General features: G+C 69.3%; 26 protein-coding genes. 6 read left to right on the top strand and 20 right to left on the bottom strand.

Going from position 1 to position 24576, the window contains the following annotated elements; all coding sequences use genetic code 11:
* Positions 1 to 35: 35 nt before the first annotated feature.
* The 9 genes from ACAM26_RS07050 to ACAM26_RS07090 form a co-directional block, all read right to left on the bottom strand.
* Positions 36 to 878, bottom strand: a complete 843-nt coding sequence (locus ACAM26_RS07050) for a cyclopropane-fatty-acyl-phospholipid synthase family protein (protein WP_369613348.1) — start codon at positions 876 to 878, stop codon at positions 36 to 38.
* Complete coding sequence (locus ACAM26_RS07055) at positions 875 to 1696, bottom strand: class I SAM-dependent methyltransferase (protein ID WP_123142470.1); 822 nt, start codon at positions 1694 to 1696, stop codon at positions 875 to 877. Before ACAM26_RS07055 ends, ACAM26_RS07050 begins: the two co-directional genes overlap by 4 nt.
* A gap of 454 nt (positions 1697 to 2150) precedes the next feature.
* Complete coding sequence (locus ACAM26_RS07060) at positions 2151 to 2516, bottom strand: Hpt domain-containing protein (RefSeq protein ID WP_369613349.1); 366 nt, start codon at positions 2514 to 2516, stop codon at positions 2151 to 2153.
* Positions 2517 to 2586: 70 nt separating this feature from the next.
* Positions 2587 to 3783: an ABC transporter permease gene (locus ACAM26_RS07065; RefSeq protein WP_369613350.1), complete on the bottom strand. Its 1197-nt coding sequence runs from the start codon at positions 3781 to 3783 to the stop codon at positions 2587 to 2589.
* An 11-nt stretch (positions 3784 to 3794) separates the two neighbouring features.
* The gene (locus ACAM26_RS07070; RefSeq protein WP_123141105.1) at positions 3795 to 5000 is read right to left on the bottom strand and encodes an ABC transporter permease; all 1206 of its coding nucleotides are present in this window, start codon (positions 4998 to 5000) and stop codon (positions 3795 to 3797) included.
* On the bottom strand, positions 5000 to 6073 hold the full coding sequence (locus tag ACAM26_RS07075; protein WP_369613351.1) for a diguanylate cyclase: 1074 nt from the start codon (positions 6071 to 6073) through the stop codon (positions 5000 to 5002). Before ACAM26_RS07075 ends, ACAM26_RS07070 begins: the two co-directional genes overlap by 1 nt.
* 108 nt (positions 6074 to 6181) lie before the next feature.
* Positions 6182 to 6847: an ABC transporter ATP-binding protein gene (locus tag ACAM26_RS07080; protein ID WP_123141107.1), complete on the bottom strand. Its 666-nt coding sequence runs from the start codon at positions 6845 to 6847 to the stop codon at positions 6182 to 6184.
* Positions 6844 to 7992, bottom strand: a complete 1149-nt coding sequence (locus ACAM26_RS07085; RefSeq protein WP_123141108.1) for an efflux RND transporter periplasmic adaptor subunit — start codon at positions 7990 to 7992, stop codon at positions 6844 to 6846. The genes ACAM26_RS07080 and ACAM26_RS07085 overlap by 4 nt, the downstream gene beginning before the upstream one ends.
* A gap of 69 nt (positions 7993 to 8061) precedes the next feature.
* A complete protein-coding gene (locus ACAM26_RS07090) occupies positions 8062 to 8448 on the bottom strand; it encodes a DUF805 domain-containing protein (protein WP_123141109.1) in 387 nt (128 codons plus the stop codon).
* A gap of 164 nt (positions 8449 to 8612) precedes the next feature.
* Between ACAM26_RS07090 and ACAM26_RS07095 the strand changes: the two genes are divergently transcribed.
* Positions 8613 to 9311 carry a Crp/Fnr family transcriptional regulator gene (locus tag ACAM26_RS07095; protein ID WP_123141110.1) on the top strand — a complete coding sequence of 233 codons (699 nt, stop codon included), beginning with the start codon at positions 8613 to 8615 and terminating at the stop codon, positions 9309 to 9311.
* 3 nt (positions 9312 to 9314) lie between these two features.
* Here ACAM26_RS07095 and hcp read toward each other — a convergent pair whose 3' ends face one another.
* The 4 genes from hcp to ACAM26_RS07115 form a co-directional block, all read right to left on the bottom strand.
* A complete protein-coding gene (gene hcp, locus ACAM26_RS07100) occupies positions 9315 to 10610 on the bottom strand; it encodes a hydroxylamine reductase (RefSeq protein ID WP_369613352.1) in 1296 nt (431 codons plus the stop codon).
* A 120-nt stretch (positions 10611 to 10730) separates the two neighbouring features.
* Positions 10731 to 11309 carry a DUF302 domain-containing protein gene (locus ACAM26_RS07105; protein WP_123141112.1) on the bottom strand — a complete coding sequence of 193 codons (579 nt, stop codon included), beginning with the start codon at positions 11307 to 11309 and terminating at the stop codon, positions 10731 to 10733.
* Positions 11310 to 11449: 140 nt separating this feature from the next.
* Complete coding sequence (locus tag ACAM26_RS07110; RefSeq protein WP_123141113.1) at positions 11450 to 11830, bottom strand: c-type cytochrome domain-containing protein; 381 nt, start codon at positions 11828 to 11830, stop codon at positions 11450 to 11452.
* A gap of 310 nt (positions 11831 to 12140) precedes the next feature.
* On the bottom strand, positions 12141 to 13025 hold the full coding sequence (locus ACAM26_RS07115; RefSeq protein WP_369613353.1) for a phosphoribosylaminoimidazolesuccinocarboxamide synthase: 885 nt from the start codon (positions 13023 to 13025) through the stop codon (positions 12141 to 12143).
* A 106-nt stretch (positions 13026 to 13131) separates the two neighbouring features.
* Between ACAM26_RS07115 and ACAM26_RS07120 the strand changes: the two genes are divergently transcribed.
* Positions 13132 to 13518 (top strand): RidA family protein, encoded by a 387-nt coding sequence (locus tag ACAM26_RS07120; protein ID WP_123141115.1) that lies wholly within the window; start codon positions 13132 to 13134, stop codon positions 13516 to 13518.
* Between the two features lie 125 nt (positions 13519 to 13643).
* Positions 13644 to 14726: a lytic murein transglycosylase B gene (gene mltB, locus ACAM26_RS07125; RefSeq protein ID WP_123141116.1), complete on the top strand. Its 1083-nt coding sequence runs from the start codon at positions 13644 to 13646 to the stop codon at positions 14724 to 14726.
* 7 nt (positions 14727 to 14733) lie between these two features.
* Here the strand turns inward: mltB and ACAM26_RS07130 are convergent, their stop codons facing one another.
* The gene (locus ACAM26_RS07130) at positions 14734 to 15150 is read right to left on the bottom strand and encodes a secondary thiamine-phosphate synthase enzyme YjbQ (protein WP_132230264.1); all 417 of its coding nucleotides are present in this window, start codon (positions 15148 to 15150) and stop codon (positions 14734 to 14736) included.
* Positions 15151 to 15263: 113 nt separating this feature from the next.
* Between ACAM26_RS07130 and recG the strand changes: the two genes are divergently transcribed.
* A complete protein-coding gene (gene recG, locus ACAM26_RS07135) occupies positions 15264 to 17378 on the top strand; it encodes an ATP-dependent DNA helicase RecG (protein WP_123141118.1) in 2115 nt (704 codons plus the stop codon).
* Positions 17379 to 17553: 175 nt separating this feature from the next.
* Positions 17554 to 18456 (top strand): 4-hydroxybenzoate octaprenyltransferase, encoded by a 903-nt coding sequence (gene ubiA / locus ACAM26_RS07140; protein ID WP_123141119.1) that lies wholly within the window; start codon positions 17554 to 17556, stop codon positions 18454 to 18456.
* Here the strand turns inward: ubiA and ACAM26_RS07145 are convergent.
* From ACAM26_RS07145 to ACAM26_RS07155, 3 genes are read right to left on the bottom strand one after another with little or no spacing between them, the layout of a single operon-like run.
* Positions 18441 to 18974, bottom strand: a complete 534-nt coding sequence (locus ACAM26_RS07145; RefSeq protein ID WP_123141120.1) for a hypothetical protein — start codon at positions 18972 to 18974, stop codon at positions 18441 to 18443. The genes ubiA and ACAM26_RS07145 overlap by 16 nt on opposite strands.
* Before the next feature lie 44 nt (positions 18975 to 19018).
* Positions 19019 to 19765 (bottom strand): ThiF family adenylyltransferase, encoded by a 747-nt coding sequence (locus tag ACAM26_RS07150; protein ID WP_369613354.1) that lies wholly within the window; start codon positions 19763 to 19765, stop codon positions 19019 to 19021.
* A 40-nt stretch (positions 19766 to 19805) separates the two neighbouring features.
* Entirely contained in the window at positions 19806 to 20216 is a 411-nt protein-coding gene (locus tag ACAM26_RS07155) for a hypothetical protein (protein ID WP_123141122.1), read from the bottom strand.
* 208 nt (positions 20217 to 20424) lie between these two features.
* Between ACAM26_RS07155 and ACAM26_RS07160 the strand changes: the two genes are divergently transcribed.
* Entirely contained in the window at positions 20425 to 21234 is an 810-nt protein-coding gene (locus ACAM26_RS07160) for a 1-acyl-sn-glycerol-3-phosphate acyltransferase (protein WP_123141123.1), read from the top strand.
* Here ACAM26_RS07160 and prmC read toward each other — a convergent pair.
* The 3 genes from prmC to hemA are packed head-to-tail and all read right to left on the bottom strand — an operon-like array spanning position 21187 to position 24409.
* Complete coding sequence (gene prmC, locus ACAM26_RS07165; protein WP_200189272.1) at positions 21187 to 22053, bottom strand: peptide chain release factor N(5)-glutamine methyltransferase; 867 nt, start codon at positions 22051 to 22053, stop codon at positions 21187 to 21189. The genes ACAM26_RS07160 and prmC overlap by 48 nt on opposite strands.
* Positions 22054 to 22055: 2 nt before the next feature.
* Positions 22056 to 23138, bottom strand: a complete 1083-nt coding sequence (gene prfA, locus ACAM26_RS07170; protein WP_123141124.1) for a peptide chain release factor 1 — start codon at positions 23136 to 23138, stop codon at positions 22056 to 22058.
* Positions 23135 to 24409 carry a glutamyl-tRNA reductase gene (hemA, locus tag ACAM26_RS07175; RefSeq protein ID WP_062275454.1) on the bottom strand — a complete coding sequence of 425 codons (1275 nt, stop codon included), beginning with the start codon at positions 24407 to 24409 and terminating at the stop codon, positions 23135 to 23137. The genes prfA and hemA overlap by 4 nt, the downstream gene beginning before the upstream one ends.
* Between the last annotated feature and the right edge of the window lie 167 nt (positions 24410 to 24576).

The raw sequence follows: 24576 nt of genomic DNA on the forward strand, positions 1-24576 counted from the left end.
CTCCCGACGCCCATGCCCGTCGGATGTGAGCCGATTCAGTCGGTGCGTTTACGAAAGTGCATGATCCCCCAGCGCAGATAGCCGGCGCGCCCCGCCTCGACCCAGCGCGTGAGACCCTCCTGCATGCGCGCGGCATAATTCGCCGAGATCTTCCCTGCCAGCTGTTCGCGCGACCTCTCCAGCACCTCCCCGACCCGGCTATAGTGAACCGCCAGCTGTTCGGTGAGATCGATGATCTCGACCTCCTCGAGCCCGTTGTCCACGGCCGTCGTACGATAGAACCTGAATGACCCCAGTGTGCTGAGATGGATACGCTCGAGCACCGGCTGCAGCACCCCTGACGGACAGTCGTCGGTCTGCATCGGGTCGGTGAAGACGAAGCGCCCGCCCGGGCGTAACACCCGTGCCACCTCGGCAATCACCCGCTCGCGCTCGCCGCTGTGCAGGATGGCGTCCTGCGACCACACCAGATCGACGCTCGTCTCGGCGAGCGGGATCGACTCGAAGCTGCCGTCACGCACATCGATGCGATCCTCCAGTCCCTGCTCTCGATTCATCGCGCGGTTGCGCGCGTTCTCCTTCTCGCTGAGGTTCAGGCAGGTCACCGTGCAGCCGAAGGTGGCGGCGAGATAGCGCGCCGCGCCGCCGAATCCCGAGCCGATGTCGAGCACCCGGGTCTCCGGGGTGATGGGCGCGGCGACCGTCGCCATGCGCTCGACGGTACGGCGGCTGGCCGTGGCGATCGCCTCGTCGGCATGCTGGTAGATGCCGATATGGATGTCCTCACCGCCCCAGACGTGGAAGTAGAAGTTGTCGGCATCCTCGCTGTTGTAATAGTTGCGGGCGGTCTCGACGACCTCGGAGTAGGGTGCGCTCATGCGTTCTCGTCCTCCTGGCGATAGCGCTTCTCGGCGACGTGGATGAAGAAATCGGGCTGATCCTCGCGATAGGTCTCCTTGAAGTCGCCGTAGGTGGTCACCTTCTGGAAGCCGACCTCGTGCAGCAACCGGCGCAGATAGTTCTTGCGCAGCGGGAACATGTTGAGATGGAAGACGTTCTCGCCGGGGAACTCGTAGCGGAAGCGGGCGAGCGAGTCGTCGACGTGCTCGGGGGTGGCGCGGACGTTGTCGCCGCAGTAGTAGAAGTCGTGGCTGGGCGCGACCTGGTGATCGAGCAGGGCGTCGTAGTTGCGCTGGTCGATGATCAGGATGCCGTCGTGACGCAGTGTGGCGTAGAACTCGGCGAGTGCCTTGCGGCGGTCGCGCTCGTCGAACAGATGGGTGAAGGAGTTGCCGAGACAGATCGCCGCGTCGTAATAGTCGTGGACGTCCTGGTTGAGCCAGCGCCAGTCGGCCTGCACGGTGCGCAGCAGCTTGCCGTGGCTGCGGGCGTTGGCGAAGGCCTTGGCCAACATGTTGGGATTACCGTCGGCGCTGGTGACCTCGAACCCTTCCTTGAGCAACCGGACCGAGTGGAAGCCGGTGCCGGTGGCCACATCCAGCACCTTGCGTGCACCGTGCTCGCGCAGTACCCGGACGAAGAAGTCGCCCTCGCTCTGGGCGCGTCCGTCCCAGTCGATCAGCTGGTCCCACTTCTCGACGAAGGACTGGATGTATTCGGCCTGGTAGTGATCGGTGTGTCTGACTGCAAGCGGGTCGTTGCCATAGTCCTGCTGGGTATGCGTGGGGTTGTACATGGCGTCGCTCCTGGGCCTGCTCGGGTCGGTGGTGATGACGTGTGTACGCCTCGCGGGGTGGCGATTCAGTGGCCAGTGCGGAGATGGCGCACGGCATGGCGATACACGAGAGGTCTTCTTGTGGCGCCGGAATACACCCTGGTATACAGGGGGCGCTCACTGAAAACAGCGCGATTGCGCACTCGAAGTGGCAGCTGGATGCCGCCGGATGATGGTCGGGGTGGCCCCGACTGGAAGAGGGTTTTATCCTACAGGGCTGACACCACGAATCAACCCGCTCGTGGATTTTGTTTCATTTAAATCTTTGTTTTCGCTATCAGAGAATCTGATTGCCGGGCCGTGCCTGTTGGCTCGCCGGGGCCTCTGAGGCGTCGGCGGGAGCGGAAAAGGGTGCACCTGGAGCGGGCGAGGAGGGAGACTGGCGGGGGGGGGCGAGTGCGGTTTGGTTGGCTTTCTATCCGTGTTCGATCGTCTCCCGATCCGGCATGCTGTTCAGTCGTCCGGCCTGGGTCGCGACCTGCTCGATATCGTGATCGATGCGCAGGGCGTCACCGATGCGAGCGGCGCGCTCGAGCGCGTCGAGTGCGGCATCGAGTGCCGGTACGCCACAGTAGCGGATGACCGTGCGCATCTGATGGACGTAGTCGGCCAGGCCCGGCCAGTCGCTCTCGGCTCGACAGGCGCGCAGCGCCTCGAGTTCGGCCGGCAGCTCCGCGCGCAGGGCGCAGAACAGCTCGTGGGCGAGCTCAGCGTCGCCGCCCACGCTGGCAAGGGCTGCGGCTGGATCGCGAAGCGGTTGTGCGGGTGCTGGGGTCGGCATCATCGTGCTCCACCGCCGAGTGTTTCGGCGACTCTAACCCCAGTTCCCCTTTCCGTCCAACCCGCGCGGCTCATTGCTCGTGCAGTGCCCGCACCGGGTCGAGTCGCGCCGCGCGCAGCGCCGGGACGACCCCGGCGACCAGCCCGAGCAGCAGTGCGCCGCACTCGGCCAGCAACACGAAGTCCCAGGCCGGTTGCAGCGGCAGCCCCGGCAGTGCGAGCCCGAGCAGCACCACCACCAGTGCGCCGATGGCGAGTCCGACGAGTCCGCCGAGCAGCGCCAGCAGCATCGCCTCGAGCAGGAACAGCCAGCGGATCTGCTCGCGTCCGGCGCCGAGCGCGCGCAGCAGCCCGATCTCGCGCCGACGCTCGCCGACGGCGATGGTCATGATGGTGAGGATGCCGATCCCGCCGACCAGCAACGAGATCGCGCCGAGCGCCCCGACCACCGTGGTCAGCGCGCCGAGCACCGACCCGAGTACCGCGAGCATCTGGTCCTGGGTGGTGATGGTGAAGTCCTCGGTGCCATGACGACGGATCAGCAGCGTGCGCACCCGCTCGGCCACCACCGCGCTGTCGGCATGACGGTCGTAGAGCAGGTCGATCTCCATCAGGCTGTCGCGGTCGAACAGTGCCAGCGCCCGCTCGGCGGGGATGTAGAGGGTGTCGTCGAGGTCGAAGCCGAGCATCTGGCCCTTGCGCGCCATCACCCCGATCACCCGATAGGGCTCGCCGCCGATGCGGATACGGGCGCCGAGCGGCGAGTGCCGGCCGAACAGCTGCACCGCCAGCTCCGCCCCCAGCACCGCGAAGGCCGGCGGATTGGCGCCGCGTTCGGGGAGGAAGCGACCGCTGGCCAGCCGCATCGACCAGATCTCGGGGACCCCGGGACCGGCGCCGAACACCGTGGTGCGGCGGCTGCGCCCGGCGTGCTCGACGGCGACATTGCCCTGCACCACGGGGACCACTGCCTCGACCTCGGGGAGACGCGCGAGCGCACGGGCATCCTCCAGGCTCAGTGGCCGGACGTTGGAGACCAGCGCCCCGGACATCCCCAGGGTGGTGGTGCGTCCCGGCGAGACGGCGATCAGGTTGGTGCCGAACTGGCTGAACTCGGCGAGCACGAAGCGGTGCACGCCCTCGCCGATCGCCGTCAGCAGCACCACCGCGGCGACCCCGATGGCGATCCCGAGCACCGTCAACAGGCTGCGACCGGGGCGCTCGCCGACCGCGCCCAGGGCATAACGCATCAGGTCCGTGGTGCGCATCGTTCCGTGCCTCAACGACCGTTGAGCGCCGCGACCGGATCGAGCCGCGCGGCCCGTCGTGCCGGCAGCAGTCCGAACACCAGCGCGCTGCCCAGTGCGGTGAGCACCGCCGCCAGGCTCGCCCAGAGGGGTGCGGCGAGGGTGAACCCGGCGAACTGGCGGTCGATCAGCCAGAGCAGGGCGTGACCGCACCCCAGCCCGGCGAGACTGCCGAGCGCACCGAGTATCAGGGCCTCGGTGAGGAAGAGCGCGCGCACCTGGGCCGCACTCGCCCCCAGCGCCTTGAGCAGCCCGACCTCGGCGCTGCGCTGGGAGACCGACACCAGCATCACGTTCATGATCAACACCCCGGCGACCACCAGGCTGATCGCAGCGATCGCCGCCACCGCCAGGGTGAGCGTCGAGAGGATCTGGTCGAAGGTGCCGAGCAGCGCGTCCTGGGTGATCACGGTGACATCGTCCTCGCCCTCGTGGCGGTCGCGGACGATGGCACGGATCTGCTCGGCGGTGACCGTCAGATCGGCGCCGACTCGCCCCTGGACCAGCACCCGGAACAGCCCGGGGTTGTCGAACACCGCCTGGGCCGAGGCCACCGGGATCAGTGCCAGGTCGGCCATGTCGGTGCCCAGCGACACACCGCCGCCGGCGAGCACGCCGATCACCCGGAAGCGCCGGTCGGCGATCCGGATGCGCTGCCCGAGCGGGCTGGCGGTGCCGAACAGCTCGCGCGCCAGGGTCGCGCCGAGCACCGCCACCGGCGCCGCGCGCCCGGGATCGGCGCCGGGCAGAAAGCGCCCGGCGGCCAGCGTCAGTTCGCGGATGGCGAGATAGTCGGCGGTGGTGCCGAGGATGCCGACCTCGCGCGCCAGCGCCCCGGTCGACACCGGGGCCTCGCCCATCGCTACCGGGGCGACCCGCGCGACCCCCGGGGCGCGCAGCAGCGCCAGGGCGTCGTCCAGGGTGAGGTCGCGTGGGGTCTCGCCGAGCAGGGGTGGTGCGCCCCCGGTGGTCTCGTTGCGCCCGGGGACGACGATCAGCAGCCGGGTGCCGAGCTGGCTGAACTCGTCGAGCACGAAGCGGCGCGCGCCATCGCCGATCCCCGACAGGACGACCACCGCCGCGCAGCCGAGGGCGACGGCCAGCAGGGTCAGCGCGGCGCGGCCGGGGTGGGCGACGAGCGCGCGCAGTGCGGTGGTGGCGGTGTCGCGGGGGCGCATCAGTCGGCTGCCTGGTCGTCCTCGGTCATGGCATAGCGGTCGCGCCCCTGACGCTTGGCGCGATAGAGGGCCTGATCGATTGCGCGGAAGAAGGTCGCGCGGTCGTTGCCGGGACAGAAGGTGCCGACCCCGAGGCTTGCGGTGACCCGTCCGGCACGGGGGAAACGGTGTGCGCGGACGGTCCCGAGCAGGTCGCGTGCGAGCTGCTCGGCCTGACGGCGCGAGGTGTCGGGCAGGATCAGCGCGAACTCCTCGCCGCCCCAGCGCGCCAGACTGTCGCTGGCGCGCGTGCGTGTGGCGAGCAGCCGCGCGAACTCGTGCAGTACCGCGTCGCCGACATCGTGTCCCAGGGTGTCGTTGATCCGCTTGAAGTGGTCGAGATCGAGCAGGATCAGCGAGAAACAGCGCTGATGACGACCGGTCTTGGCGATCTCGCGCGCGAGCATCTCGTCGAACATGGTGCGGTTCCAGAGACCGGTGAGCGGGTCGGTCATCGACAGGATGCGTGTCCGGTTGAGCGTCTCCTCGCGGGTGTGCTCGTAGTAGTAGATGATGCCACCGCCGACCACCAGTGTGACCAGGGTATTGAACAGCTTCCTGGCGGGGTTGAGCACGTCCCAGTGCAGCCAGTCGTAGGCAAAGACGGCGAGGACGGCGGCGACGAAGACCAGATAGGCGAGGGTGGCGGCACGCGGGCCGTGCAGCGGGTAGGCGAACAAGGGGTAGAGCAACAGCATCAGGTAGGGGGTGCTATCCCCCTTGGCTTGGATGATCAGGTACAGCAGCATCGCGCCGGCGCAAGACGAGGCCAGCCACGCCGGACCCTGCAGGCTGGCGCGACGGCGAAAATGCCATAGCGCCAGCAGTATGGTCGCCACCATCGCCAGCTGGATCCGGGCGAGCGTCGAGTCGCCGAGGACGATGAGGTTGAACAGTGCGGCGATGGTCATCACTGCAATGAGGGCGAGCAGGGTGAAGTTGAGCAGCTGCGCGCGACGAAACAGCAGCGGGTCCCGAGCAAAGCGCTGTGGCGTCTCGAGCAGGCGCTTCAGCGACTGCAGTGGCATGGGCATGGCGAGGGTGCCTGGTACAGGTGTGTTGCCTGGGATCGCGAAGTGCGATGGGGCGAATCCTGCCGTCCTGGTGCACGTGCGTCCATGCAGAGGCCTCGGTGTGGACCGTCAGTGGGCACGGATGCCGCCGTCCTCCATGTCGATGCGCCGTCCGGCGCGTCCGCCCACGACCGGGTCGTGGGTGACCACCACCAGGGTGACGCCCTGGTCGTTGAGCGCCTCGAGGGTGGCGATCACCTCATCGCCCGAGCGTCGGTCGAGGTTGCCGGTGGGTTCGTCGGCGAGCAGCAGCCCCGGTTGCATCACCGTGGCCCGGGCGATCGCCACGCGCTGGCGCTGGCCGCCGGAGAGCTGGTCGGGGCGGTGGTCGGCGCGGTCGGTCAGCCCCAGCCGGTCGAGCGCCTGGGCGACTCGCTCGCCTCGCGCCGCGGGTGCGATGCCGGCGAGCATCAGCGGCAGCTCGACGTTCTCCGCGGCGCTCAGTCGCGGGATCAGGTGGAAGGACTGGAAGACGAAACCGATGCGGTTGCCGCGCAGCGCAGCGCGCGCCTCCTCGTCGAGGCCGGTGGTCTCGATGTCGTCGAGCCGGTAGCGGCCCTGGTCCGGGCGGTCGAGCAGACCGAGGATGTTGAGCAGGGTGCTCTTGCCCGATCCCGACGGGCCCATGATGGCGACATAGTCGCCAGTGTCGATATCCAGCTCCACCCCATGCAGAGCCCGCACCTGCTGCTCGCCGACACGGAAGCTGCGACTGATCCCCCGGAGCGCGATCATGGCGCCGGCTCGATACGAGCGCCGTCGGTCACGTCCTCACCGCCGAGCGTGCGCGCCACGCGGTCGCCGGGCGCGAGACCGGAGCGGATCTCGGTGCGCTCCCAGTTCTCGATCCCGATGCGGATCTCGCGTCGTTGCAGTCGTCCGCTGGTCGGATCGAACAACAGCACGCTTGGCGTGAGGCCGGCCTGGATCGCCGCGGTGGGCAGTTGCAGGACCTGTTCGCGGCGCTCGACCACGATCTCCACGTCGGCGCTGTAGCCGGCGAGCAGTGGCGTGTCGGTCGGCGGTTCGGTCATCACCACCTCGATCTCGACGGTACGCGCCTGCTTCTCCTGGTCGAAGACATAGGGAGCGATGCGGCGCACCACCCCGGCGAAGACCCGATCGCCGAATGCATCGAGGGTGATCCGCGCCTCCAGCCCGAGGGCGATGCGCGCGGCGTCGACCTCGTCGATGGGGGCGGAGATGTAGTAGCAGGCGTCGTCGATGAGATCGATCGCAGGGGGTGTGGGGATGCCCGGCGGCGAGGGGGTGACGTACTCGTTGAGCTCGCCCGAGACCTCGGCGACCACTCCGGCGAAGGGGGCGACGAGCCGGGTCCGCTCCAGCTCGGCACGCGCAACCCCGATCTGGGCCTGGCTGACCTCGGCGTTGGCGCGTGCCGCCTCGCACTCGGCTGCGCCGGCGCGGGCGGCGGTCTGGGCACGGTCGAGCGCCTCCTCCGAGGTCATCGCACGGGTATCGAGCCGGCGCTGGCGCTCGGCCTCGCGCCCGGCCTGCTCGGCGTGCAGACAGGCGGCGCGGGCGCGGGCCGTGGCCGCTTCGGCCTCGCGCTCGGCGAGCTCGACACGGGCGACGAGGTCGCGGTTCCAGAGTTCGAGCAGCAGCTCGCCGGCGCCCACCCGATCGCCCTCGTGGACCTCGAGACGGGCGATCTGACCGCCCAGGCTGGGCGCGAGTCGGGCACGCCGACAGGCCTTGACGGTGCCGGCGCGGGTGTTGGCGACCAGCCGCTCGATGGCGCCCTCGCTGACCGCGACCAACTCGACCCGGGGCGGTCCGGGTCGACTGATGTACCACCACAGCAGCAGCGCGCCGCCGAGCGCGAGGACGAGCAGGAGGGAGGGCGACGGCCTTTTCATCGGGGACGGTGTCCGAGGCTGGTCGGGGCACCATTGTAGCGCGCCGGACCAGCGGGTGCGATGCGTGGCTCAGGCCTCGCGTCTACCGAATGCCTCGGTCGGCAGCACCAGTAGCAGCAGCAGCAGCAGCAGATCGAGACCGGCGATCAGCTCGTGACCGAACAGCGCCCCGATCATCAGGCTGAGCAGCGCGATCAACAGCAGTATCCACCAGCCGGGCAGCCCGGCGTCACGGATGCGCTTGGCGGCGATGTTGGCCTGGGCGACCAGCAGCACGGCGGCGATGGCGACCAGCACCGCCAGCTTGATGTCGGCGATCAGCGCCGAGTCCTCGGGCCCCTTGGCGAGGCCGAAGCTGGCCAGCACCAGCAGGGCGATCAGGGCGGCGTGACAGCCGAGATAGGCGAGGCGGGAGAGACGACCGTGCTTGATGTCGCCAAAGAAGATCGTGAGCATGTCTGGGTCTCGTTGCGGGGTTCTCGTTCGGGACGCGATCGGCTGGCGCTGCGCCCCACGGATGCGGCCGCTCGGCGCGCGTCTCCCAGAGTATACCCGGCCTGCGTCGCCTGCCCGGCTGCGCTAGCATGGACGACGAACGGTCGAAACCTTGGGGATGGACAGTGTCGCAACGCGAGATCATCGAGTCATTGCGCGCCGCGCCCCTGCTCGCGCGGCTCGAACCGGCGCAGCTCGAGCGGGTCGCCGCGCGGACCACCCGTCTCACCCTGGCCGCCGAGCAGTCGCTGTTTCTCCAGGGCGACGCGGCCGAGCGTTTCTTCCTGGTATGCGCCGGGCAGATGCAGCTCTACCGGCTCGCGCCCGATGGCGCGCGCAAGGTGATCGAGATCGTCTCCCCCGGGCAGACCTTCGCCGAAGCGCTGATGTTCCTCAACCGCCCGAGCTATCCGGTGTGCGCCAGCGCGCTCGCGCCGACCGAGCTGATCGCGATCGACGCGGCCGACTTCGCCGCCATGCTGCGCGAATCGGTCGACACCTGCTTCCTGCTGCTCGGGGCGCTGAGCCAGCGGCTGCGTGGCCTGATCGGCGAGATCGACCATCTCACCCTGCACACCGCCAGCGGTCGGCTGGCGCGCTATCTGCTCGAACGGCTGCCGCCGGAGCGGCGCGCGCTGCGCCTGGAGGTCCCCAAGGGGGTGCTTGCCTCGCGTCTGTCGATCCAGCCCGAGACCTTGTCGCGGGCGCTGCGTCAGTTCGTCGATGCCGGTGTGATCGCGCTCGAGGGGCGTCATGTGACCCTGCTCGATCGCCCCCGGCTGGTCGAACTCGCCGCGCTCGAGCCTGGGCTCGGGCCGGAGTGACCCTCAGGCCGCGGCCAGCGCGCGCGCCAGATCGCCCGCGGGGTCCTGGCCGGTCAGGCGCAGGTCGTAGCGCTGCTGCAGGATCGCGAACACACCGGGGGTGATGAAGGCCGGCGGGTTGGGGCCGAGGGTGATGCCGCGCACGCCAAGATGCAGCAGGCTCAGCAGCACCGCCACCGCCTTCTGCTCGAACCAGCTCACCACCAGGGTCAGCGGCAGGTCGTTGATGCCGCAATCGCAGGCCTCGGCCAGCGCGGCGGCGACGGCGATGGCGCCATAGGCGTCGTTGCACTGGCCCATGTCGAGCAGCCGCGGCAGCCCCAGGTGCTCGCCGTAGTCGTGGTCGCGGATGCGGTACTTGCCGCAGCCGAGGGTGAGGATGAAGGAGTCCGGCGGGGTGGCGCGGGCGTAGTCGGTGAAGTAGTTGCGCCCCTTCTCGGCACCGTCGCAGCCGCCGATGACGAAGAAGTGGCTGATCGCGCCGGACCTGACCGCCTCGACGAGGGTCGGTGCCTGATCGAGCAGCACCTGGCGGTGGAAGCCGATGGTCGATTCGCCGGCGGGCGCCTCGGGGCAGGGCGGGCAGGTCAGGGCGGCGGTGATCAGCGCCGAGTAGTCGCCATCGGGGAGACGCCGGGCGTTGGGGACGCCGGTGGCGCGGATGGTGTAGAGCCGGTCGCGATACTGCTCGGGTGGGATCAGCACGCAGTTGGTGGTGGCCAGTACCGGGCCGGGGAAGGCGGCGAACTCTCGCTTCTGATCCTGCCAGGCGCCGCCGTAGTGACCGGCCAGGTTGGGATGATCGCGCAACTTCGGGTACATGTGCGCGGGGAGCATCTCGCCGTGGGTGTAGACGCGGATCGAGGTGCCCTCGACCTGGCACAGCAGCTCCCAGAGATCGAGCAGATCGTGGCCGGTGACGAGGATGCCGGGACCGGCCGCGGTGCCCTCGCGCACCCGGCTCGGGGCGGGGGCGCCGAAGGTCTCGACATGGGCCGCGTCGAGCAGCTCCATCACCCGCAGGTTCATCTCGCCGCAGCGCAGACAGTAGTCGAGCAGCGCCTCGGGGTCGAAGTTGACGTTGGTCATGGTGACGAACAGCGCCTCCTCGATGAACGCCGAGACGGTCTCGTCGTGGTGGCCGAGGCGGCGTGCGTGATGGGCGTAGGCGGCCATCCCCTTGAGGCCGTAGAGCAGGGTCTCCTGCAGCGACTGTACGTCGGCGTCCTTGCCGCAGGTGCCGGGCGAGTTCACGCAGGCGCTGTTGCGGAAGGTCTGTTCACACTGGTTGCAATACATGGGGCGATCTCCTGTGGGCGGACGGGACCTGTCCCGCGTCTCACTGACGGCGGGGACGGGCGCAGTCTCGTCCGCTCTCGTCGATCGCCCCTTGATGGAGGTCAAATCCGTCCCCGTGGATCAGAACTCGCCGACCGCCGCCCCCTGCATGATGCTCCAGATGATGTCGCGCACCCGCGTGGCCGACTGCTCAAGCTCCGGGGGGAGCGGGCGACCGCCGTGGATCAGCAGGTCGAGGTTCATGCTGTAGAGGTGTAGCCGTCCCTCGGCGTCCTCGACCAGGGCGATGCGACAGGGCATGAAGCCGCTGTACTCGTTGCGGTGCTCGAGCATCTGGCGCCCGACCCGGGCGTCGCAGAAGGAGAGGAAGTTGACATAGCGATAGGGCTCGCCGGTGATCGCCTCGATCTGCTGATAGAAGGGCGATTCGCCGACGAACAGCAGGTTGTTGGAGACGGCGAGGCTCTTGAGCGAGTCGACGACGTCCTCGGTCGCGAGCCCCTCTTCGACGGGGACCGACCACATCATCGCCATGCCGGGGTCGCCGGTCGCGAGCAGACGCTGGCCGAACTCGGCATAGACCCGGGGTGCGCCGGGGTCGAAGGTCGCGAGGATCGGCGCCAGTCGTGCGGCGCCATAGCCGATGGCGAGCAGACAGAGCACCCCGAAGATGGCAAACAGGTTGCGGGCCAGTCTCATCCATATCCCTCCATTGACGAAGGGGCCCCTCGCGGGACCCCGAGACGCCCGTCCGGTGGGGACGGGCGCATGTGCTCAAGATGGGGTGGGGGCCTGAGGCCCGGTCCCGTGCGCGCCTGCGGCGAGCCGGACTGGAGGGGTCAGCGCTCGGGCGCGCCCTGCTCGATCCAGGTCTCGACGAGCGCGACCTGCTCCGGTGCGAGTGGATCCTTGCCGTGGGGCATGCGGATCGATTGATCGACCTCGCCGGCGAGCAGACGGTAGAGGCTGCTCGAGAGCGCATCGCCCGGCACCACCACTGGACCGAACTTGGTGCCCTTCATCAGGGTGTCGTAGGAGACGACCTGGAAGCCGCTGGCCTCGGCGCCCGCGCCGCCCGGCAGGTGACACTCGACGCAATGGGTCTCCAGCAGTGGTTGGATGTGCATCTCGTAGGTGATGCGATCCTGCTGCCCGCAGCCACCGAGCACCAGCAGGGCCGGGAGCCCCATCATCGCGATCGTGCGGATTCGACTGGTCATCGCCCTCTCTTCTTCGTTGACACGACACGGCTCGTGCCACCAATGCTCCTGGCCTGCCGTGTTCGCCACGCTGGTCGAGGGTGTTCCGCCCCTGGATGCCGACCGCTCACCGTGCAGTTCGACGGCTTGCCCCCTGATGAATCATCGGTGGGCACGGGCCACTGACAATTGCCCCGTTGATTCTAATGCTAGTCGACTCCCGGCCATCGACAAGGTGTGTGATACCGGCCTAGGTCAGCTTTTCGTGCCCCGCTGGTCGGGGCTGGGCTTGGACGACGGGGGTGTGGGATCACCCCCGGGGAGGGCGGACTCAGGCGCCGGTCAGGCGCTGCTCGGCCTCGAGATACTTGGCGGCGGTGCGGTCGATGATCGACTGCGGCAGCTCCGGCCCCGGCGGGGTCTTGTCCCAGTCGAGGGTCTCGAGATAGTCGCGCACGAACTGCTTGTCGAAGCTCGGCGGGCTGGTGTCCGGGCGGTACTCGGCGGCCGGCCAGAAGCGCGAGGAGTCGGGGGTGAGCACCTCGTCGATCAGGTGCAGCCGGCCCGCCTCGTCGAGTCCGAACTCGAACTTGGTGTCGGCGATGATGATGCCGCGTTCGCGCGCATAGGCCGCGCAGCTGGTGTAGATGGCGATGGCGGTGTCGCGCACCTGCTCGGCCAGTTCGCGACCGAGCAGCTCGACGGTGCGGGCGAAGTCGATGTTCTCGTCGTGATCGCCGATCTCGGCCTTGGTCGAGGGGGTGTAGATCGCCTCCGGGAGCTGGTCGGCCTGGCGCAGGCCCTGGGGCAGGGCGATGCCGCACACCGCGCCGGTGGCGCGATAGTCCTTCCAGCCCGAGCCGATCAGGTAGCCGCGCACGATCGCCTCGACCGGCAGCGGCTTGAGGCGGCGTACCACCATGGCGCGCTCGCCGAGCGTGGCGAGTGTCTCGGGGTCGGTGATCACCGCCTCGACCGGGATGTCGGAGAGGTGATTGGGGATCAGGTCGGCGGTGCGCTCGAACCAGAAGTTGGAGACCCGGGTGAGCACCTCGCCCTTGCCCGGGATCGGCTGCGGGAGCACCACGTCGAAGGCCGAGAGGCGGTCGCTGGTGACCACCAGCAGATGATCCTCGCCGACGGCATAGATGTCCCGGACCTTGCCGCGACCGAGCAGCGGCAGTGTGGAGATGTTCGATTCGTAGAGCGCAGGCATGACGGTTGATCCCAGAACGACAAGGCTGAGATTATAACGATTTACGCCGCTTCGTGGGCCATCCCCGACGCCCGTCGGCGCCATCCTGAGCATCTGAGGTCCTTCGATGAACAAACGCGTCATCTCCACCGATCAGGCCCCCCAGGCCATCGGCACCTACTCGCAGGCGGTGCGGGTCGGCGATACCGTCTATCTCTCGGGCCAGATCCCGCTGGTCCCCGAGACCATGACCCTGGTCGAGGGCGACATCGAGGCCCAGGTGCGGCGGGTCTTCGACAATCTCACGGCGGTTGCCCGGGCCGCCAACGGCACCCTCGCCGACATCGTCAAGCTCAATGTCTTCCTCACCGATCTCGGTCATTTCCCGGTGGTCAACCAAGTGATGACCGAATACTTCTCCGAGCCCTATCCGGCGCGCGCCGTGGTCGGGGTGGCGGCCCTGCCCAAGGGGGCCGGGGTCGAGATGGATGCGGTGATGGCCCTGGCCGACTGAACCGCCCGGCGCCGACGCGAATGGTATTCGCGCGATCCTGGCATACCATTGGCGGTAGCGCCCGCGGCGCGATCGGTCGCCAGTCCATTCCTTTCCTTCAACCTCAGCCATCAACCGGGTCTGCCATGCATCGCATCGCCTTCGTCCTCGCCCTCTGCGTGCCGGTCCTGGTCGCCGGCTGCAGCGCCAGCGCCCAGCAGCGCGTCGCCCTCGACCCCTTCTCCAGCGGTGTCCTGCCGGTGGCGGCCGACGCCGAGGTGCGCGGCGACTTCGCCGCCAGCGATGCGGCCGCGCGTTTCGTCGCACGCATGGCGCGGGAGCACGACTTCGCCCCCGAGGTGCTCGCCGGGCTGCTCTCCGAGGCGCGCCGCGAGCAGTGGATCATCGAGCTGATGGACCGTCAGGCGCCGCGCGCCAAGCGGGCGCCGAACGGGGCCTGGACGCGCTATCGCGGCAAGTTCGTCACCGCCGACAACATCGCCGGCGGCGTGCGCTTCTGGCGCGCCCACGCCGCCACCCTGGAGCGTGCCGGGGCGCGCTACGGCGTGCCGCCCGAGTACATCGTCGCCATCCTCGGGGTCGAGACACGCTACGGCGGCTATGTCGGTACCACCCGCACCCTCGATGCCCTGGCCACGCTCGCCTTCGCCTATCCGCGCCGCGCCGACTACTTCACCGGCGAACTCGAGGCCTTCCTGCTGATGGCGCGCGAGTCCGGGGTCGATCCGCGCAAGCCGCAAGGCTCCTATGCCGGTGCCATGGGGCTGGGACAGTTCATGCCCACCAGCTTCCAGCGTTACGCGGTCGACTTCGACGACGACGGCGTGCGCGATCTCTGGGACCCGACCGACGCCATCGGCAGCGTCGCCCACTATTTCAAGGCCCACGGCTGGCGCGCCGGCGCGCCGGTGACGATGCGCGTGCGGGTGAGCGCGGGGCAGGGGATCGGCGCGCTCAAGACCGGCTTCACCAGCGCCCACAGCCGCGCCGCGCTGCGTGCCCATGGGGTCGATCTCGACGGCGTGCCGGGACGGGGGCGGCTGAGCCTGCTGGCGCTCGATGCGCGCGGTGGCACCGAGTACTGGGTGGGGTTCGAGAACTTCGGGGTGATCACCCGCTACAACCGCAGTACCTATTACGCCATGGCGGTGCACCAGCTCGCCGCGGCCGTCCGTGCCCGTCACGGCGCGGCCCTGGCCGGGCGTTGAGCGCGTCTCAGACCCCGTTGAGGGTGAGGGTGAGTCGGCGCCGCTGTGCGCCGGTGCGGTGCTCGTAGAGATAGACCCCCTGCCAGGTGCCGAGCGCGCAGCGTCCGTCGCTGATCGGGAGGGTCAGGTCCATCTTGGTGAGGATGGCGCGCAGGTGCGCCGGCATGTCGTCCGGGCCCTCGGCGGCATGGGTATAGACCGGGTCGCCGTCGGGGGCGAGCCGGGCGAGGAAGTGCTCCAGATCGTGCCGGACCGAGGGGTCGGCGTTCTCGCACAGCAGTAGCGAGGCACTGGTGTGATGCACGAAGACGTGGCAAAGTCCAGTAACGATGGCGCTCTGGCACACCCGTTGCTGAACCGCGTCGGTGATCTCGTAGGTGCCGCGACCCCGGGTCGCGATGCTGAGGCGGTGTTGTTCGATCATCGGCGAGGGGCTGCTGGTCTCCGGGTCCAGTGACGAAGGTGGGGTCGCGGCGCCGTACAGCGACGGGCGCCATGTACGGGGCCCGCGCGGCGATTAGAGCAGACAGCAGCGCCTTGATTCAAACCGTACCAGATCACAAGCCTGACGACACCGAGGCGCTCGACCAGATCCCGGTCGAGCGGTTGCACCGTGTCGGGCCCCGGGTGGCCGAGCGCCTGACCCGGCTCGGTATCCACAGCGTCCAGGACCTGTTGCTGCACCTGCCGACCCGCTATCAGGATCGCAGTCGCGCGGTGCCGCTCGCCGAGCTGCGGGTCGGCCAGGAGGCACTGGTCGAGGCCGAGATCGGCGAGGCCGGGATCGCTCTCGGGCGGCGCCGCTCGCTCAAGGTGTGGCTCACCGACGGTGGACTCGGTGCGCTGATGCTGCGTTTCTTCCACTTCGGCAGTCAACAGGTCTCGGCGTTGCGCCCGGGGGTACGGCTGTCGTGCTATGGCGAGGTCCGTCAAGGACCGCGCGGCCTCGAGATGGTGCACCCGGAGTATCGCATCCAGGGCGCCGGGCAGGAGGGGCTCGAGCCCGGACTGACCCCCGTCTACCCCGCCACCGAGGGGTTGAACCAGGCGTCGCTGCGCGGACTCACCGAGCAGGCCCTGGCGCTGCTCGAGACCCGCGCCCCGGCCGAGTGCCTGCCTGCCAGCGTGCTCGACCCTCTGGGTCTGCCGACCTTGAGCGAGGCGCTGCGCTATCTCCATCGCCCGCCGCCCGAGGCGACCCTGGAGGCGCTGGTCGAGCGCCGTCACCCGAGCTTCCAGCGCCTGGCCTTCGAGGAGCTGGTGGCGCACCAGGCGAGTCTGCGTCAGTTGCGCGAGACTCAGGGGACGCAGGTCGCACCGCCGCTCGCCGGTGACGGTGCGCTGCGCGCGCGGTTGCGTGCGCGCCTGCCGTTCTCGCTGACCCCGGCGCAGGAACGGGTGGTCGGCGAGATCGCCGCCGATCTCGCGCTGCCGCGACCGATGCATCGGCTGTTGCAGGGCGATGTCGGCGCCGGCAAGACGGTGGTCGCCGCGCTCGCCGCGCTGCAGGCGATCGAGTGCGGACATCAGGCGGTGCTGATGGCCCCCACCGAGCTGCTCGCCGAGCAGCACCACCGTACCCTCGGGGGCTGGCTCGACGAGCTCGGCATCACCACGTTGTGGCTGACCGGTCGTCACAAGGGGCGCGAGCGCGCCGAGCTGCTGGCGCGCATCGCCTCGGGCGAGGCGCGACTGGTGGTCGGCACCCATGCGCTGTTCCAGGACGAGGTGCGTTTCGCCGAGCTCGGGCTGGTGATCATCGACGAGCAGCACCGCTTCGGTGTCCACCAGCGCATGCGGTTGCGCGAGAAGGGCGGGGGCGAGGGGGCGCTGGCCCACCAGCTGATCATGACCGCCACGCCGATCCCGCGCTCGCTGGCGATGACCATGTACGCCGACCTCGATCTCTCGGTGATCGACGCCCTGCCGCCGGGGCGCCAGGCGATCACCACGGCGGCGGTGCCCGATGCCCGCCGCGACGAGGTGATCGAGCGGGTGCGCGAGGCCTGTGCCCAGGGGCGTCAGGCCTACTGGGTCTGCACCCTGATCGAGGAGTCGGAGGTGCTCGAGTGCCAGGCCGCCGAGGAGACCGCGCGTCAGCTCGCCGAGCGCCTCAGCGGGCTGCGCGTGGGGCTGGTGCACGGGCGCATCCGTGGCGCCGAGCGCGAGGCGGTGATGGCCGCCTTCGCCGCGGGCGAACTCGACCTGCTGGTGGCGACCACGGTGATCGAGGTCGGGGTCGACGTGCCCAACGCCAGTCTGATGATCATCGAGAACCCCGAGCGCCTGGGGCTCGCCCAGCTCCATCAGCTGCGTGGCCGGGTCGGGCGCGGCGCGGTCGAGAGCCACTGCCTGCTGCTCTATCGTGCGCCGCTCTCGGCAGTGGCGCGCGAGCGCCTGGGGATCCTGCGCGCTACCAACAGCGGCTTTGAGATCGCCGAGCGTGATCTGGCGCTGCGCGGTGCCGGCGAGGTGCTGGGCACCCGCCAGACCGGTGCGGTGCAGTTCCGTATCGCCGACCCGTTGCGCGACCAGCAGCTGCTGCCCGCCGCCCAGCAGGCCGCCGACCTGGTGTTGAGCAGCCATCGCGGGCTGTTCGAGCCGCTGGTGCGTCGCTGGCTCGGGGATCGCGTCGACTACGGTCGCGCCTGAGCCGCATCGATCGCCCCCGGCGCGGCTGTGCGATAATCGCTCCACCTGCGGACGATGCCGGGGCCCGTCTCCCGTGGCCGCCTCGTCGCGACCCCTGCCGACCGTCCCGTCCTCCGTCGTACCGACGGGGGCATCGTCGCCAATGTCACGAATCAGGTGAGAGTCGACCTGCGATATGAGTCTTCAAGAGGTAACAGCCAAGGCGCTGCGTCCCGCCTTCTGGCGTGAGCGGCTGCATGGATACATGCTGCTGGTGCGGTTCAATCGGCCGATCGGCAGTCTGCTGCTGATGTGGCCCGCGCTCTGGGCGCTGTGGTTCGCCGGCGCGGGGCAGCCGCCGTGGTCGATCGTGCTCATTTTCGTCCTCGGGGTGGTGCTGATGCGCTCGGCCGGGTGCGCGATCAACGACTATGCCGATCGCGACTTCGACGGTCATGTGCGGCGCACCAACCAGCGCCCGCTGGCCACCGGCCTGGTGAGCGCAGGCGAGGCGCTGGGGGTATTCATCGTCCTCTGTCTGGCCTCCTTCGGCCTGGTGCTGCTGCTCAACTGGCAGACGATCGCGCTGTCGGTGGTGGCGGTGGCGCTGACCGCGCTCTATCCCTTCATGAAGCGCTATACCCATCTGCCGCAGCTCTTCCTCGGCGCCGCCTTCGGCTGGGCGATCCCGATGGCCTTCACCGCGGTGACCGGGACCATCCCCTTCTATGCCTGGGTGCTGTTCGTCGCCACCCTGATCTGGGCGCTGATCTACGACACCCAGTACGCCATGGTCGATCGCGAGGACGACCTCGAGATCGGGGTCAAGTCCACCGCGATCCTGTTCGGGCGCTGGGACCGTGTCATCATCGGGCTGTTGCAGCTCATCATGCTGGCGCTGTTGTTGTGGGTCGGTATGGCCACCGGGCGCGGTGGCTGGTACCTGCTCGGGCTGGCCGCCGCCGCCGGGCTGGCCCTCTATCAGCAATGGCTGATCCGCGCGCGCGAGCCCGACCCCTGCTTTGCCGCCTTCCTCAATAACAACTACTTCGGCATGGCGGTGTTCGTCGGGCTGGTGCTCGACTACGCGCTCGGTTGAGCCTCGCCCTCGATCCGTTGTTGTGCGATCGGGGCGGGATGGCGCGCCACCACCCAGGCCGGTAGCCGCGCCTCGTGGGCGTGGTAGAGGGCGTCGGACTCGACGATCACCAGCACCAGCACGGTCGCCATCACCGGCAGGATGCCGGTGCCGGCGACCAGCGCCCACACCGCCTCCTTCATCATCCCGCCATAGGTGTAGCCGACCCAGCCGAGGGTCGCGCTCGCCACCAGCAGTGTCAGCATGGTCAGGAAGATTCGGCTGCGGCGCGCGCATACCTGCCAGTGACACATCACGTACCAGGGGTCGCGCCCGCGGGCGCGGCGTGCCCGCCACAGGATGAAGCCGAGGATGGCGAAGGAGATCGTCGGGATCAGCGCCAGCAGCCAGGGGAAGCTGCCGGCGATGCCGCCGATGGCCACCGTCATCAGGATGTGGTTGCCGATCAGGTTGGTGAGAAAGAGCTCGTGCGGCACCTTGGCGCGGCGGAGTTCGTCGGGGCTGACTGCGAATCGCATCTGAGGGGTCTCCGGCTGCGGGGCCGCGCGAGGCGGCCTGCTGGTCATCCGTGCCCGCCGCACACCGGGCAGTCGGGATCGGGGGGGAGGGTCAGGCTGCGCCACTGCATGCGCAGCGCATCGATCAGCAGCAGCCGACCGAACAGCGGCTCACCGATGCCGGTGAGGATCTTGATCGCCTCGGTGGCCTGGGTGGCACCGATGATGCCGACCACCGGTCCGAGCACGCCGCGCACCGCGCAGCCCTCCTCCTCGCCGACCTCGCGAGGATAAAGACACTGATAGCAGGGGCCGCCGGGACGAGCGGAGAAGGCGCTGACCTGGCCCTCGGTGCCGATCGCCGCGCCCGAGACCAGGGGGATGCCGGCGCTCATGCAGGCGGCGTTGATGGCGAAGCGGGTGGCGAAGTTGTCGCAGGCGTCGATCACCAGATCGACGTCGGCGATCAGCTCGGGCAGCCGGGCGGCGGTGGCGCTGCCCTTGAGTGGCACCAGCGCGACCTCGGGGTTGAGCGCCGCCAGCCGGGTCATCGCCGAGTCGACCTTGGGTCGGCCGACGGTGGTGCTGTCGTGCACGATCTGGCGGTGCAGGTTGGAGAGGTCGACGGCGTCGAAGTCGGCCAGGCGCAGCTCGCCGACACCGGCGGCGGCCAGATACATGGCGATCGGCGAGCCGAGGCCGCCGAGTCCGATCAGCAGCACGCGTGCCTGACGCAGGCGTCGCTGACCGTCCTCGCCGAAGCCGGGGAGCAGCATCTGGCGGCTGTAGCGTGGGTCTGGATGCGGGTTCATGGTACTGCTGCGGGCCGGCCCGGGCGGATGTCGTGGCGACTCAGAGATAGCGGCGCCAGTGCTCGGGCCGCTGGTCGCGACAGCCGTGCTCGATCTGCGCGTAGCGCTTGGCGAAGACCTGCTTGAGACAGTTGCCCTTGCACCTGGGGTAGCCGAGATTGGCCCGCTGGGTCTCCTCTGTGTAGTGATAGAGCGCGCGCCTGACCTTGGGGAGCAGTCCGTTGTCGAGATGCAACCCGAGCTCGCCGAGCGCCTCGTCGATCTCCTGCAGGGTGAGCTGGAGCACGTCGTAGCGTACCCGCAGCAGACAGGGCGAGAGCGCCTCGGTGGCGAGTACGCCCTCGACCTCGGCGAGGAAGGCCGCGGCGGTCGCGGCCTGATCGGGGTTCGGATGCAACTCCTGGAACGGGATCTCGCGCTCCTTGATACGGTCGACGTCGACGCTGTCCATAGTGGCTGCCCAATGCTAGTCGTGGTTGCGAAAGAATCAACCCGGGCGGACCGGTCGGTCGCGGCGGTGGCTATAATCGGGCCGCGTGTCGCCTGTTCCGACGGGTGACGATGTCGCGTCGGCGGCGCGCGCAGGGCCTGATCCCGGGCGTGCTGCCGGGTGCGATGGCCGTAGACCTGCTGTCCGAGAGATGGGAGCGGATTTGCCGATGTACAACGACAAGGCCGACCTGGGGGTGTGGCTGCGCAGCCTCCTGTTCTTCGTCCTCTACAACCTGATGGGGATCGTCCACAGCCTGATCTCGCTGCTGCTGGCGCCCTGGATGGATTTCGCGCAGCGCTATCGCTTCGTCAACCTGTGGTCGCGCGCCACCATGTGGTTGCTGCGCCGGCTCAACGGCATCGAGATCGTCGTCGAGGGGCGCGAGCACATCCCCGCCGGCGAGGCGGTGGTGGTGATGGCCAATCACCAGAGCCAGTGGGAGACCTTCTATCTGCAGCTGCTGGTCTCGCCGCAGGCCACGGTGCTCAAGCGCGAGCTGCTGTGGGTGCCCTTCTTCGGCTGGGGGCTGGCGCTGCTCAAGCCGATCGCGATCGATCGCGGCCGCCCGGTCAACGCCTTCAAGACCATCCTCCGGGTCGGGCGCGAGCGGCTGCGCGCGGGCATCAGCGTGGTGATCTATCCCGAGGGGACGCGCCAGCCGCCGGGGCGGATCGGGCGGTTCAACGGCGGTGGTGCCAAGCTCGCCTGCAAGGCCGGGGTGCGGGTGCTGCCGATGGTGCACGATGCCGGTCATTGTTGGCCGGCGCGCTCGCTGCTGCGCCGCCCCGGGCGTATCCGGCTGATCATCGGGGCGCCGATCGGTTGTGGCGACGGTGATCCCGAGCGGCTCAGCGCGCGGGTCGAGCAGTGGATGCGCGAGACCGCGGCGCGGCGGTTGGGGATGGAAGAGGGTCAGCCTGCGCCGCGATCAGCGGCGCCCGAGCGTGATCCGGTCGAGTCCGGCGAGGTCGTCTAGGGTTGCGACCTCGACGAGCCCGGCGCCGCCGAACAGCGCGCGCGCCGCAGCGCCCTGGTCGCAGCCGTGCTCGACCATCAGCCAGCCGCCGGGACGCAGACAGCGCGGCGTATCGGCGAGGATGGCGCGGATCGCCGCCAGCCCGTCGGCACCCGGGGTCAGCGCGCCGGGGGGCTCGAAGCGCAGGTCGCCCTGGTCGAGATGGGGGTCGTCGCCGTCGATATAGGGCGGGTTGCTGAGGATCAGGTCGCAGCTCCCGGTGGCGACGGCCCCGAGCCAGTCGCCCGCGACCAGGTCGACGTCGAGTCCCAGGCGGTCGCGGTTGGCGCGTGCCACGGCGAGCGCTGCGCTGCTGCGGTCGGTGGCGGTGATCCGCCAGCGCGGGCGTTCGCTGGCCAGGGCCAGGGCGATCGCGCCGCTGCCGGTGCCGAGGTCGAGCACGGTGGCCGTGCCCGCCGGGCCGCGCGCCAGCGCGGTCTCGACCAGCAGTTCGGTCTCCGGGCGCGGGATCAGGGTGTCCGGGGTGACGTCGAGCTCGAGCGTCCAGAACGCCTGGGTGCCGCGGATGTAGGCGATCGGCTCGCCGTCGAGTCGACGTCCGAGCAGCGCGGCGAAGGCCGTGGCGGTGGCGGCATCGAGCGGGCGCTCGGGCCAGGCACGCTGGCTGGTGCGCGACCAGCCGCTGCACTGCTCGAGCAGCAGCTCGGCCTCGAGCCGGGCCGCCGCGCCGGCGAGTGCAGCCAGTGCGCCAGCGGCGCGGGTCAGGGTCTCGTCGGTGCGCTGCTCGGCGAAGGTGGCGGGGGAGGGCGCTCGGGCCACCCTCAGGCGCCGCTCATCATCGCGGCGAGTTGCTCACCCCGGTATTCGGTGAGCAGCGGCTCGATGACCTGATCGAGCGCCCCGGCCATCACCTCGTCGAGCTTGTAGAGGGTGAGGTTGATGCGGTGGTCGGTGACCCGGTTCTGCGGGAAGTTGTAGGTGCGGATACGCTCGGAGCGGTCTCCGCTACCGACCTGCAGGCGGCGTGACTCGGACTGCTCCGAGGTCTGGCTGGCCTGGGCCTCGGCGAGCAGCCGGGCCTGCAGCAGCGACATGGCGCGCGCGCGGTTCTTGTGCTGCGAACGCTCCTCCTGACACTCCACCACGATGCCGCTGGGCAGGTGGGTGATGCGGATCGCCGAGTCGGTCTTGTTGACGTGCTGACCACCGGCGCCGGAGGCGCGATAGGTGTCGATGCGCAGATCGGCACTGTTGATCTCGATCGAGTCGATCGCCTCGACCTCGGGCAGCACGGCGACGGTACAGGCCGAGGTGTGCACCCGTCCCTGCGACTCGGTCTCGGGGACGCGCTGCACGCGGTGCGCGCCCGGCTCGAACTTCAACCGCGAGAACACCCCGCTGCCGCTGATGCGCAGCACCACCTCCTTGTAGCCGCCGAGCTCGCCGGCGCTCTCGGAGATCGGCTCGACACGCCAGCCGAGCAGTTCGGCATAGCGCATGTACATGCGCATCAGGTCGGCGGCGAACAGCGCCGCCTCGGCCCCGCCGGTGCCGGCGCGGACCTCGAGGAAGGCGTTGCAGCGGTCGTTGGGGTCGGGCGGGATCAGCAGCGCGATGAGCTCGGGCTCGAGTGCCGCGCAGCGCGCCTCGGCCTCGGCCAGCTCCTCGCGGGCGAGCGCGGCCATCTCGGCATCGGCGAGCATCTCGCGGGCCGTGGCGATGTCGTCCTCGGCCTCGAGATAGCGCCGATAGCAGGCCATCAGCGGATCGAGCTGGGCATACTCGCGGCTGAGGTCCCGGAAGCGGTTGGTGTCCGCCTGGGTCTCGGCGTCCGCGAGCAGCGCCATGAGTTCGTCGAAGCGATCCGAGATACGCTCCAGCTTGCCCCGGATCGATGGGTTCATGAATTGGCGGTACGGTTGTTGGTGTCGAGTTGGAACAGCTCGTTGGCCGCCTCAAGGATCTCCGCATCACCGTCACGCGCCGCCTGCCGCAGCCGCGAGCTGGGCGCATGCAGCAGCTTGTTGGTGAGGGTGTGGGCGAGGAACTTGACGATCTCGGCCGGGGGCTTGCCGGCGTCGAGCTGACGCAGCGCACGGGCCAGCACCTCGTCGCGCAGCGCCTCGCCACGGAGGCGGTAGTCCTGGATCAGACCGGCGGCGTCGAGCGAGCGCAACCAGGCGAGGAACTCCTCGGTGTGGAAGGCGATGATCTCCTCGGCCTGCTCGGCGGCGGCCTGACGCGAGCGCAGGTTCTCGTCGATGACCTCCTTGAGGTCGTCGATGGTGTAGAGATAGACGTCGTTGAGGTCGGCGATCTCGGGTTCGATGTCGCGTGGCACGGCGATGTCGACCATGAACATCGGGCGGTGCTTGCGCTTCTTGAGCGCGCGCTCGACCGTACCCTTGCCGAGCACCGGCAGCGGGCTGGCGGTGGAGGCGATGACGATGTCGGCATCGGCGAGGTGGCCGGCGATCTCGGTCAGGGCGATGGCGAAGCCATCGAACTGGGCGGCGAGTTCGTGCGCGCGCTCGACGGTGCGGTTGGCGACGATGATGCGGCCGATGCCGTTGTTGTGCAGGTGACGGGCGGCCAGCTCGATGGTCTCGCCGGCGCCGATCAGCAGCGCGGTCTGCTGCGACAGGTCGCTGAAGATCTGGCGCGCGAGGTTGACCGCGGCGAAGGCGACCGAGACCGGGTTGCTGCCGATCGCCGTCTCGGTACGGACCGTCTTGGCCACCGAGAAGGTGTGCTGGAACAGCCGACCGAGCAGCTTGCCGGTGGCGCCGCAGTCCTTGGCGGTCTGGTAGGCGTTCTTGACCTGCCCGAGGATCTGCGGCTCGCCGAGCACCAGCGAGTCGAGACCGCTGGAGACGCGCAGCAGGTGGGTGACCGCGTCGCGTTCGGCATAGGCGTAGATGAAGGGGTCGATGCGCTCGAGTTCGATGCCGTGGAACTGGCTGAGCCAGTGACGCACGGACAGCTCGGCGCCGTCCTCGATGGCACAGTAGAGCTCGGTACGGTTGCAGGTGGAGAGGATCACCCCCTCGCTCACGTCCTGGCATCCGGTCAGGTCACGCAGGGCTCCGGCGATGATGTCTGGACCAAACGCCAGCCGTTCGCGGATGTCGACCGGGGCGGTCTTGTGGTTGAGTCCGAGAACAAGCAGCTTCATATCGGTATCTGTCTTGGAATTTCGCTCAGCGATGGGAGAGGTCGGGCTGCCGTCGTTGCTGCCGGCGCCGGCCCGGCCCCATGGGGCGTCACGGTCGCATCATCTCAAAGGGCTTACGTCCGAGTTCCTGCCACCGATAGACTGCGCATCCAATGGGTGCAAGCAGC

Source organism: Marichromatium sp. PS1 (assembly GCF_041155115.1).
In the GTDB taxonomy this organism is placed as follows: domain Bacteria; phylum Pseudomonadota; class Gammaproteobacteria; order Chromatiales; family Chromatiaceae; genus Marichromatium; species Marichromatium gracile.